At 45.6% G+C, this 12,158-nt stretch carries 4 protein-coding genes and 3 rRNA genes; all 7 read right to left on the reverse strand.

The window, feature by feature from the left end; all coding sequences use genetic code 11:
* Window positions 1-87: 87 nt before the first annotated feature.
* The 7 genes from rrf to remB all read right to left on the reverse strand — a co-directional run bounded on the left by rrf (window position 88) and on the right by remB (window position 12,088).
* Window positions 88-204: ribosomal RNA gene (gene rrf, locus BK582_RS05330) — 5S ribosomal RNA — on the reverse strand.
* A 202-nt stretch (window positions 205-406) separates the two neighbouring features.
* Window positions 407-3,341 (reverse strand): 23S ribosomal RNA (locus BK582_RS05335).
* 377 nt (window positions 3,342-3,718) lie between these two features.
* Window positions 3,719-5,286: ribosomal RNA gene (locus BK582_RS05340) — 16S ribosomal RNA — on the reverse strand.
* Together the 16S, 23S and 5S rRNA genes form the textbook arrangement of a ribosomal RNA operon.
* Before the next feature lie 295 nt (window positions 5,287-5,581).
* Window positions 5,582-6,697: an HD-GYP domain-containing protein gene (locus tag BK582_RS05345; protein WP_078593318.1), complete on the reverse strand. Its 1,116-nt coding sequence runs from the start codon at window positions 6,695-6,697 to the stop codon at window positions 5,582-5,584.
* 264 nt (window positions 6,698-6,961) lie between these two features.
* Window positions 6,962-9,496 carry a DNA gyrase subunit A gene (gyrA, locus tag BK582_RS05350; RefSeq protein ID WP_078593319.1) on the reverse strand — a complete coding sequence of 845 codons (2,535 nt, stop codon included), beginning with the start codon at window positions 9,494-9,496 and terminating at the stop codon, window positions 6,962-6,964.
* A gap of 229 nt (window positions 9,497-9,725) precedes the next feature.
* Window positions 9,726-11,630 (reverse strand): DNA topoisomerase (ATP-hydrolyzing) subunit B, encoded by a 1,905-nt coding sequence (gyrB, locus tag BK582_RS05355; RefSeq protein WP_167553370.1) that lies wholly within the window; start codon window positions 11,628-11,630, stop codon window positions 9,726-9,728.
* Window positions 11,631-11,824: 194 nt separating this feature from the next.
* On the reverse strand, window positions 11,825-12,088 hold the full coding sequence (remB, locus tag BK582_RS05360; protein WP_078593321.1) for an extracellular matrix regulator RemB: 264 nt from the start codon (window positions 12,086-12,088) through the stop codon (window positions 11,825-11,827).
* Between the last annotated feature and the right edge of the window lie 70 nt (window positions 12,089-12,158).

Genomic DNA, 12,158 nt, shown 5'->3' on the forward strand with positions numbered 1-12,158 from the left:
CCTTAACTAATTATAGATAAACCACATCCACCTTATGGGGGAAGAACACAAAAAAAGACACCCTCAAAAGAGAATGTCTTTTTATCTGCCCAGCGACGTCCTACTCTCACAGGGGGAGAGCCCCCAACTACCATCGGCGCTGAAGAGCTTAACTTCCGTGTTCGGCATGGGAACGGGTGTGGCCTCTTCGCTGTCGTCACTGGACTATGTAATTGAAAGGTGTCTAGCTTCAGCGCCTACTCGTTCGAGGTCACTTCGGTCCGTCAATCGAAGCTTAAATACTTGCTTTTTCTTGCCGGTCCTCCAGTGCTTGTCGCTCGTGTACGAGGCGCTTACGCTTTTCGTGTTGCCCTCTCAAAACTGGATAACTTTTTTCTGATTGATAATCTTGCTTAGTAAGACTTAATTGGTTAAGTCCTCGATCGATTAGTATCTCTCAGCTTCACATGTCGCCATGCGTCCACACGAGACCTATCTACCTCATCTTCTCTGAGGGATCTTACTCACATAAAGTGATGGGAAATCTCATCTTGAGGGGGGCTTCATGCTTAGATGCTTTCAGCACTTATCCCTTCCACACGTAGCTACCCAGCGATGCTCCTGGCGGAACAACTGGTACACCAGCGGTGTGTCCATCCCGGTCCTCTCGTACTAAGGACAGCTCCTCTCAAATTTCCTGCGCCCGCGACGGATAGGGACCGAACTGTCTCACGACGTTCTGAACCCAGCTCGCGTACCGCTTTAATGGGCGAACAGCCCAACCCTTGGGACCTACTTCAGCCCCAGGATGCGATGAGCCGACATCGAGGTGCCAAACCTCCCCGTCGATGTGGACTCTTGGGGGAGATTAGCCTGTTATCCCCAGGGTAGCTTTTATCCGTTGAGCGACGGCCCTTCCATACGGTGCCGCCGGATCACTAAGCCCGACTTTCGTCCCTGCTCGACCTGTATGTCTCGCAGTCAAGCTCCCTTATGCCTTTGCACTCTGCGAATGATTTCCAACCATTCTGAGGGAACCTTTGGGCGCCTCCGTTACCTTTTAGGAGGCGACCGCCCCAGTCAAACTGCCCGCCTGACACTGTCCCTGAACCGGATCACGGTCCGAGGTTAGAATTTCAGTACAGCCAGGGTAGTATCCCACCAATGCCTCCACCGAAGCTGGCGCTCCGGTTTCCAAGGCTCCTACCTATCCTGTACAAGCTGTACCAAAATCCAATATCAAGCTGCAGTAAAGCTCCATGGGGTCTTTCCGTCCTGTCGCGGGTAACCTGCATCTTCACAGGTAATATAATTTCACCGGGTCTCTCGTTGAGACAGTGCCCAAATCGTTGCACCTTTCGTGCGGGTCGGAACTTACCCGACAAGGAATTTCGCTACCTTAGGACCGTTATAGTTACGGCCGCCGTTTACTGGGGCTTCAATTCAGAGCTTCTCCCTTACGGGATAACCCCTCCTCTTAACCTTCCAGCACCGGGCAGGTGTCAGCCCCTATACGTCGCCTTGCGGCTTGGCAGAGACCTGTGTTTTTGATAAACAGTCGTTTGGGCCTATTCACTGCGGCTCTCTCGGGCTTGCACCCTATCAGAGCACCCCTTCTCCCGAAGTTACGGGGTCATTTTGCCGAGTTCCTTAACGAGAGTTCTCCCGCGCGTCTTAGAATTCTCTTCCCGCCTACCTGTGTCGGTTTGCGGTACGGGCACCAGTCACCTCGCTAGAGGCTTTTCTAGGCAGTGTAGGTACAGGAACTTCGGTACTTAAATTTCCCTCGCCATCACAGCTCAGCCTTATGGCAAACGGATTTGCCTGTTTGCCAGCCTAACTGCTTGGACGCGCATATCCATCAGCGCGATTCCCTGCCTTCCTGCGTCCCCCCATTGCTCAAATGGTGACGTGGTGGTACAGGAATTTCCACCTGTTTTCCATCGCCTACGCCTTTCGGCCTCGGCTTAGGTCCCGACTAACCCTGAGCGGACGAGCCTTCCTCAGGAAACCTTAGGCTTTCGACGGAGGGGATTCTCACCCCTCTTTTCGCTACTCATACCGGCATTCTCACTTCCAAACGCTCCACATGTCCTTCCGGTCATGCTTCACAGCCCTTGGAACGCTCCCCTACCACTGTCCGTAAGGACAATCCATAGCTTCGGTGATACGTTTAGCCCCGGTACATTTTCGGCGCAGAGTCACTCGACCAGTGAGCTATTACGCACTCTTTCAATGGTGGCTGCTTCTAAGCCAACATCCTGGTTGTCTAAGCAACTCCACATCCTTCTCCACTTAACGTATACTTGGGGACCTTAGCTGATGGTCTGGGCTGTTTCCCTCTTGACTACGGATCTTAGCACTCGCAGTCTGACTCCCGAGGATAAGTGATTGGCATTCGGAGTTTGACTGAATTCGGTAATCCTGTGGGGACCCCTAGTCCAATCAGTGCTCTACCTCCAACACTCTTCCCTCGAGGCTAGCCCTAAAGCTATTTCGGGGAGAACCAGCTATCTCCGTGTTCGATTGGCATTTCACCCCTACCCACACCTCATCCCCGCACTTTTCAACGTGCGTGGGTTCGGGCCTCCATCCAGTGTTACCTGGACTTCACCCTGGACATGGGTAGATCACACGGTTTCGGGTCTACAACAACGTACTATAGCGCCCTGTTCAGACTCGCTTTCGCTGCGGCTCCGTCTCTTCAACTTAACCTCGCACGTTATCGTAACTCGCCGGTTCATTCTACAAAAGGCACGCTGTCACCCATGAACGGGCTCCAACTACTTGTAGGCACACGGTTTCAGGATCTCTTTCACTCCCCTCCCGGGGTGCTTTTCACCTTTCCCTCACGGTACTGGTTCACTATCGGTCACTAGGGAGTATTTAGCCTTGGGAGATGGTCCTCCCGGATTCCGACGGGGTTTCACGTGTCCCGCCGTACTCAGGATACACTCCGGAGGAAACAACGTTTCGGCTACAGGGCTGTTACCTTGTCCCGCGGACCTTTCCAGGTCGCTTCACCTACGCTGTTTCTTTGTAACTCCGTATGGAGTGTCCTACAACCCCAGAAGGCAAGCCTTCTGGTTTGGGCTGATTCCGTTTCGCTCGCCGCTACTCAGGAAATCGCATTTGCTTTCTCTTCCTCTGGGTACTAAGATGTTTCAGTTCCCCAGGTCTGCCTTCTCATACCCTATGGATTCAGGTATGGATACTGCCTCATTACAGGCAGTGGGTTCCCCCATTCGGAAATCTCCGGATCAAAGCTTACTTACAGCTCCCCGAAGCATATCGGTGTTCGTCCCGTCCTTCGTCGGCTCCTAGTGCCAAGGCATTCACCGTGCGCCCTTTCTAACTTAACCGTTTTTGCGGCAGATAACCGTCGGATATCTTCGTCAACTGCGCCTTCTCGTTCCTGTCGCGTATTGGTATACGCTCAGTCATTCGAAAGCTTGTTTCCTCGATCTCCTTGGTTCTCCTTGCAAAAACCTTAATAAAAGGTTTTTTACGCAATTATGGCGTCTACATTTAGCCTTATCTAAGACACTCGGTTGTACTCGTTAAAAGTTTGCACTTTTAATTAAAACAACCGGTGATCATCAATCAGTTAATCGTTATCCAGTTTTCAAAGGGCAATAATGAGACAAGTATGTCTCTAAATTGAAGGATTTATTCCTTCAAAACTGAACAAAAGCTCAAGCGAAGCTTTAAAAAGGTATGAGCCTTTTAAGCTCCTTAGAAAGGAGGTGATCCATCCCCACCTTCCGGTAGGGATACCTTGTTACGACTTCACCCCAATCACCTGTCCCACCTTCGGCGGCTGGCTCCAAAAGGTTACCTCACCGACTTCGGGTGTTACAAGCTCTCGTGGTGTGACGGGCGGTGTGTACAAGGCCCGGGAACGTATTCACCGCGGCATGCTGATCCGCGATTACTAGCAATTCCGGCTTCATGCAGGCGAGTTGCAGCCTGCAATCCGAACTGAGAGTGGCTTTATGGGATTCGCTCGGCCTCGCGGCTTTGCTGCCCTTTGTACCACCCATTGTAGCACGTGTGTAGCCCAGGTCATAAGGGGCATGATGATTTGACGTCATCCCCACCTTCCTCCGGTTTGTCACCGGCAGTCACCTTAGAGTGCCCAACTGAATGCTGGCAACTAAGGTCAAGGGTTGCGCTCGTTGCGGGACTTAACCCAACATCTCACGACACGAGCTGACGACAACCATGCACCACCTGTCACTCTGTCCCCCGAAGGGGAACGCTCTGTCTCCAGAGTTGTCAGAGGATGTCAAGACCTGGTAAGGTTCTTCGCGTTGCTTCGAATTAAACCACATGCTCCACTGCTTGTGCGGGCCCCCGTCAATTCCTTTGAGTTTCAGCCTTGCGGCCGTACTCCCCAGGCGGAGTGCTTAATGTGTTAACTGCGGCACTAAGGGTATCGAAACCCCTAACACCTAGCACTCATCGTTTACGGCGTGGACTACCAGGGTATCTAATCCTGTTTGCTCCCCACGCTTTCGCGCCTCAGCGTCAGTTATAGGCCAGAAAGTCGCCTTCGCCACTGGTGTTCCTCCACATATCTACGCATTTCACCGCTACACGTGGAATTCCACTTTCCTCTCCTACACTCAAGTCCCCCAGTTTCCAATGACCCTCCACGGTTGAGCCGTGGGCTTTCACATCAGACTTAAGAGACCGCCTGCGCGCGCTTTACGCCCAATAATTCCGGACAACGCTTGCCCCCTACGTATTACCGCGGCTGCTGGCACGTAGTTAGCCGGGGCTTTCTGGTCAGGTACCGTCAAGGTGCCGCCCTGTTCGAACGGCACGTGTTCTTCCCTGACAACAGAACTTTACAATCCGAAGACCTTCATCGTTCACGCGGCGTTGCACCGTCAGGCTTTCGCCCATTGCGGATGATTCCCTACTGCTGCCTCCCGTAGGAGTCTGGACCGTGTCTCAGTTCCAGTGTGGCCGATCACCCTCTCAGGTCGGCTACGCATCGTCGCCTTGGTGAGCCGTTACCTCACCAACTAGCTAATGCGCCGCGGGCCCATCTTACAGTGTTAGGAACAAGTCCCAACTTTTACAGCAGAACCATGCGGTTCTTCTGGTCATCCGGTATTAGCCCCGGTTTCCCGGAGTTATCCCAGTCTGTAAGGCAGGTTGCCCACGTGTTACTCACCCGTCCGCCGCTCATTCCACAGGCATCACCCCGAAGGGATCAGCCTGTTTCCTGCGCTCGACTTGCATGTATTAGGCACGCCGCCAGCGTTCGTCCTGAGCCAGGATCAAACTCTCCAATAAATTGAAACGAGTTTGATGTCTCTGACATCATTTAATTTGAAAGATTACTCTTTCGATTGACGGGATATTTAAAATATCCCACTTCGCTTGGCTTTTTGTTTAGTTTTCAAAGGTCAAAATGTTTTGTCGTTTTTGGCGACTTAACTATCATAACATTTTCGCAAATGAGAGTCAATAACTTTTTTAAAAAAATATTTTTGCTCGCTTGCTCAGTCGCTTTCTTTTCGGCGACAAGTAATAATATATCACAGATGAATTATCATAGCAAGCATAAATTATATTAAAATATTAAATCTTACACTTTGGGGCTTAAATTACTTTCCTCTTCTCCCAATTGTTGTTCGATGTACAGATCAGAATAATTCAAAAGGTTAATCATTTCATTATTCTCCACTTGTAATAGAGGTCTCATGGGTACTGATTCATCAATATAGATTATCGTACCAATCCACCCGTTGTTTAAACGCACCTTTACTCCAATAGATAAATTTGATATAAGCTGGATAAACTGCTGTAAACAATAGTGGTCTATTTTACCGAAGTTATCTTTACTAATAGATTCCAGTACTCTGTATGGTGACTGCTTTGCACGGTAACATCTTTCCGAAGTCATAGCATGATACATATCACATACCATGATTATCTTCGCATACAAATGAATTTTCTTCCCTTTTGTTTTTAAAGGATAACCGCTGCCATCTTCTCTCTCCTGGTGCTGAAGAACACCGAGAAGTGCTGCTTTGGTAAGGCCAGGTATTCCTTCAAGCATCTTATAACCTAAAAGGGGGTGCTTTCTTACTTCATTATATTCTTCGGATGTTAAAGGACCTTGCTGCCCATATACATTGTATGGAAGTCTTGCCATACCGCAGTCTGCCAAAAGAGCAGAGAGGCCCAACTGAATTAGTTCCCCTTCTGACAAGTTATATTTCCTGCCAAGTGAAACACTAAGAACTGCTACGGCCACTGCATGATAATAATGATAATCATTTTTTGAACCATAGTGATGAAGGTCCAGCATCTCTTCTTTGGAGGGAGATAGTCTTAAGAGTGGTATGAATTCTTTTCTGATAACATTCAGATCTACTTTTGAACCAGACTGCCAGTTTAAAAATAGTTTTTTGTATTTTTGAACCGCTTGTAAAAACACACTAATAAACCTGCTTTCTTCCTTTATGACAGGTTCTTCAGGAATCAACACGTCCTCCTCTATTACTTCCTCTGGCTTGTAAAAGCTGCCGTCAACTAATTTATTTTCCACGTTAACTGTCCGTATCAGGAAAATATGGAGAATACTGATTAATTTATCTGTAAGTATAGTTTTTTTCTTTAATAATGGGATGTTAGTACTTTTATAAACATCTTCGTTTAAAATGCAGCCTGGAATCAAATATTCGGTCTTCACCTTCATAACTATTTCGCTCCTTTAAACCATTCTCATGCAAAGATTTAAAAGTAAAAAAGAATTTGAAGAGTTGGTTAATTTTGAGAATATCTCTATTTTACCATGTTATTGATGATATTTTAATATTTTAGAAAATATTGGATGGTTTATGGGAACTTAGCCGCTTTTTACCTGTGTTTAAATGGCTTTTTCTTTGTTTTGATAAATGAAAAAACCAGGCTTATGCTGTTATAAGCCTGGTTTTGCTGAATTCCTATTTACTTCACAAAATTATTCTGTTTCGTCACTATCCGACTCTGTCGTTTCCTCTGCCGAAACTTCTAATTCCTCTTCAAGTTCTTCCGTAACATTTTCAATGATCTCATCTTCTTCGCCATCTTCATCGAGAATATTGACTCTTGCAACTGTGGAGACATGCTCCTCTTCTCCTACACGGATTAATCTAACCCCTTGGGTTATCCGCCCAGTAGTAGAAATTTCGTCAACATGCATCCGTATGATGACACCATTTGTCGTTATTATCATCAGGTCATGATCATTTGCCACCACTTGCAGAGAAACTAAATCTCCGTTCTTATCGGTAATGTTGCAAGTTTTAATACCTTTACCGCCTCTGGTCTGGACACGATAATCTTCAACTGGAGTACGTTTGCCGAACCCTTTGTCAGTAACAATGAGGACATCCTGATCCGTCTCAATAATATCCATACCAACCACTTCGTCATCTTCCTGGAGGGAAATTCCTTTAACCCCAGTTGCCGTTCGGCCCATAAGCCTTACATCTGATTCGTGGAAACGGATCGACATACCTTTTTTAGTACCGGCAATCATTTCTCTGTCTCCATCTGTCAGTCGAACACCATGTAAAGCATCGCCTTCGCGAATATTAATAGCGAACAGACCTCCGCGGCGAATGTTTGCAAACGCCTGTAATGATGTACGTTTAGTGATTCCGTACTTTGTCATAAAGAATAAATACTGATCTTCATTAAATTCCTTAATTGGAATAACTGTACTTATATATTCATCCTTCTCAATCTGAAGCAAATTAATAATAGGTATACCTTTAGCTGTTCTTCCAAGTTCAGGTATTTCATACCCTTTCAGACGATACACTTTTCCCTTGTTTGAGAAGAAGAGGAGATGGTCATGGGAATTCGTAATAAATAAATGCTGCACAAAATCATCTTCATGTGTTCCCATCCCCTGGATACCCCGCCCTCCACGTTTTTGACTACGATATGTGGAAAGCGGGAGTCTTTTTATATAGCCATTATGTGAAAGGGTAATAACGACGTTCTGGCGGGGAATGAGGTCCTCATCTTCCATGCTGTCTTCTCCGACAGAAATAGTTGTTAAACGCCCGTCACTGTATCTCTCTTTAATATCAAGGAGTTCTTCCCGGATAATTTCAAGGACTTTTTCATCATCAGCAAGGATGGCTTTTAGTTCTTTAATACGTTCCACCAGTTCCTTGTATTCTGCTTCAATTTTGTCCCTCTCAAGTCCTGTCAGCCTCTGCAGCCTCATATCCAGAATGGCCTGAGCCTGGTCATGGCTTAATTCGAACCGCTCGATGAGGCCCTGGCGTGCAATATCAGTCGTTTCTGAACCTCTTATCAGAGCTATGATTTCATCGATATGATCGAGAGCAATACGCAGACCTTCCAGGATGTGCGCTCTTGCTTCAGCTTTCTTTAATTCAAATTCTGTTCTCCGGCGGATTACCTCCCGCTGGTGATTAAGGTAATGGTACAGAACTTCTTTTAATGTTAAAACTTTTGGATGGCCGTTTACGAGAGCCAGCATATTAATGCCAAAGCTTGTCTGCAAGGCTGTCTGCTTATACAAGTTATTTAACAGCACATTTGCATTGACGTCTCTGCGAAGTTCAATTACAATCCGCATTCCTGTACGGTCAGATTCATCACGGAGATCAGTAATTCCATCAATTTTTTTGTCTCTCACAAGCTCAGCTATTTTCTCAATCAACCGGGCTTTATTCACCTGGTATGGTATTTCGTTTACAATAATGCGGGGTTTACCGTTCTTTTCCTCTATTATCGCATTAGCGCGTATAAGAATGGAGCCTTTGCCTGTTTCATATGCCCGGCGTATTCCTGAAATACCGACAATTTCTGCGCCAGTAGGGAAGTCAGGGCCAGGAATATACTCCATTAATTCACTGATTGTAATATCAGGATTGCGGCTGAGGGCAAGCACTCCGTCGATTACTTCTCCAAGGTGGTGCGGAGGAATATTAGTGGCCATTCCTACAGCTATTCCGGATGTACCATTTACGAGAAGGTTAGGGAAGCGGGCAGGAAGAACAACAGGCTCTGACTCAGAACCATCATAGTTTTCCTGATAATTTATCGTATCTTTATTTATGTCCCTTACGAGTTCCATAGAGATTTTTGACATCTTGGCTTCCGTGTAACGCATAGCTGCAGCCGCATCCCCATCAACAGAACCAAAGTTTCCGTGCCCATTAACAAGCATATATCTGTAACTGAAATCCTGCGCCATACGAACCATTGTTTCGTATACAGCTGAGTCACCATGAGGGTGGTATTTACCGATTACTTCACCGACGATACGTGCTGATTTCTTAAATGACTTGTCAGCAGTTATACCCAGTTCATTCATCGCGTACAAAATACGGCGGTGAACCGGTTTTAGCCCGTCACGCACATCAGGAAGTGCCCGGCTTACGATTACGCTCATAGCATAATCCATAAATGAGGTTTTCATTTCCTGGCTTATATTTATTTCTTTCACTCTCGGATTATCTTGTTCAGGCATTCTGTGTACCTCCGTTTACAAATTCCTTACCTATATTGCAAATCCATCCTTTTTTCTTCTTATTCAAATAAAGAATGAATATTGTTTTAAAAAAAGTAAAACACTGTCGAAAGAAGGAAATAAATCTAAAACTAGTTGCTGTTTCAATTATCCGGAAACTAGCAGTAAAAGCACATCAACCATGCAGTTCATGCTGCATGGTCTGGATGTACCCCTGCATTTTTAATGCCTAAATATCCAGGTTTTTCACATATTGTGCGTTTTCCTGAATAAAGTCCCGGCGAGGTTCCACTCTGTCTCCCATAAGCGTTTCAAAAGTTTCATCAGCTACCATAGCATCTTCAAGGGTTACTTGCAGCAGAGTCCTCATATCAGGATCCATGGTTGTTTCCCATAGCTGGGTAGGATTCATTTCTCCTAAACCTTTATAACGCTGCAGTCCTGGCTTAGGACTATCAGGAAGTTCTCCTAATATACGCTCCATTTCCTTCTCGTTATACGCATAATGAATAGCTTTCCCCTGCTGTATTTTATAGAGAGGAGGCTGGGCAATATAAATATAGCCTTCTTCAATAATCGGTCTCATGTATCTGTAGAAGAAAGTAAGAAGCAGAGTCCTGATATGCGCCCCGTCAACATCTGCATCAGTCATAATAATGATTTTGTGGTAACGGGCTTTTGTTATATCAAAGTCCCCGCCAATACCTGTACCAAGAGCAGTGATTATTGCCCGCACTTCGTTGTTGGAAAGAATTTTATCCAGCCGGGATTTTTCAACGTTAATTATTTTACCGCGGAGTGGAAGTATTGCCTGGAAATGGCGGTCACGCCCTTGTTTTGCCGACCCGCCGGCAGAATCTCCCTCAACGATATATAATTCACTAATGGACGCGTCCTTAGAAGAACAGTCAGCTAATTTACCAGGCAGTGAACTGACTTCTAAAGCAGATTTTCTCCTTGTAAGCTCCCTTGCTTTCTTTGCTGCGTCTCTGGCTCGTGAGGCCATAATTCCTTTTTCGACGATTTTTCTTGCTACATTTGGGTTTTCTGCCATAAACTTCGCCATATGCTCAGAAAACAGAGAATCTGTGATTGTTCTGGCTTCACTGTTCCCTAACTTTGTTTTTGTCTGGCCTTCAAATTGCGGATCAGGGATTTTAACAGAAATGATAGCTGTCAGCCCTTCCCGTACATCATCCCCAATCAGATTAGGGTCAGTTTCTTTGAAGAGATTATTTTTCCTTGCATAGTCATTAATCACTCTTGTGAGAGCAGTTTTAAAACCTGACTCGTGAGTCCCGCCTTCATGGGTGTTAATGTTGTTCGCAAATGAATAAATATTGCTGGCAAAGCTGTCATTATACTGCATTGCTATTTCAACAGCGATTCCTTCACGCTCGCCTTCGATAAATACCGGAGCATCATGAAGTGGCTCTCTCTTTCGGTTCAAATGCTCCACAAATGAAGATATTCCGCCTTCATAATAATACTCAGCTGATTTACCGTCTTCCCGCTTATCTTCCACCTTTATTCTGAGCCCGCGGTTTAAGAATGCTAATTCACGCAGACGGTTTGCAAGAATATCATAATCATATTCTGTCGTTTCAGTGAAAATTTCCGGGTCAGGCCTGAAATGTATAATTGTTCCTCGCTTATCTGTTTCCCCAGTAATCTTTAAGTCCTCATTAGGTATTCCTTTGGAAAAGCTCTGATAATGAACTTTACCATCAAGATGGACATTTACCTCAAGGAGAGTGGAGAGGGCATTAACTACAGATGCACCTACACCATGTAGACCCCCTGATACTTTATAGCCTCCGCCGCCGAACTTACCGCCCGCATGCAGGACTGTCATAATAACCTCGACTGCCGGCCTTCCCATTTTTTCATGAATACCAACAGGAATTCCCCGTCCGTTATCTTCTACCGTTATACTGTTGTCTTCTTCAATAGTCACTTTAATAGTATCAGCATAGCCGCCCATCGCTTCATCGATACTGTTGTCCACTATCTCCCATACAAGATGGTGCAGACCGCGGCTGCTTGTCGAACCGATATACATACCAGGCCGTTTTCTGACGGCCTCCAGACCCTCAAGGACCTGAATTTGACTTTCATCATATTGTTGTTCTATAGTCACTTTCTTCACCTGCACTTTTCCTTGCATACATCATGCAATGGTTTAAATTCTGTTTTTCGGCCTTGTCGATTAAATTTAAATCAGCAATACCTTAAAAACCATTTATATTAAACTCCCGCCTGAACAGCTGCGATGTTGTAACTTTGGAATAGTTATTACCGCTTCCTGTTTTCTCCACGGGGATATATTTATTTTTCCTCTTCCAGGAGTATGGTGGTTGTCTCACCTCTGCGTTTTAATGTCTGGGACGAAATAGGGGAGAGGTAAATAGTATCTTTAGTAATTATATAAGATTTTGGCTGATCTTCAGATATTTGCACAGTTTCTTTCTCTTTTTTCTGTTTCGTTAAAAAAGACTGGTTTTCTTTTGATAATCCTGTGCTTTGATGATCCAGAATAGCAATAATTTTATCAGCCCTGATCACCATGTCTCCGCCTAGGTGAATAAACATATCTGCCACCTCGCTTTATTATTTAGCACTTAATTGAATCAGCCATTAATTGGGGCGTAGTTATAATTTC

This window comes from Evansella clarkii, from assembly GCF_002019695.1.
Taxonomy (GTDB): Bacteria; Bacillota; Bacilli; order Bacillales; family Salisediminibacteriaceae; genus Evansella; species Evansella clarkii.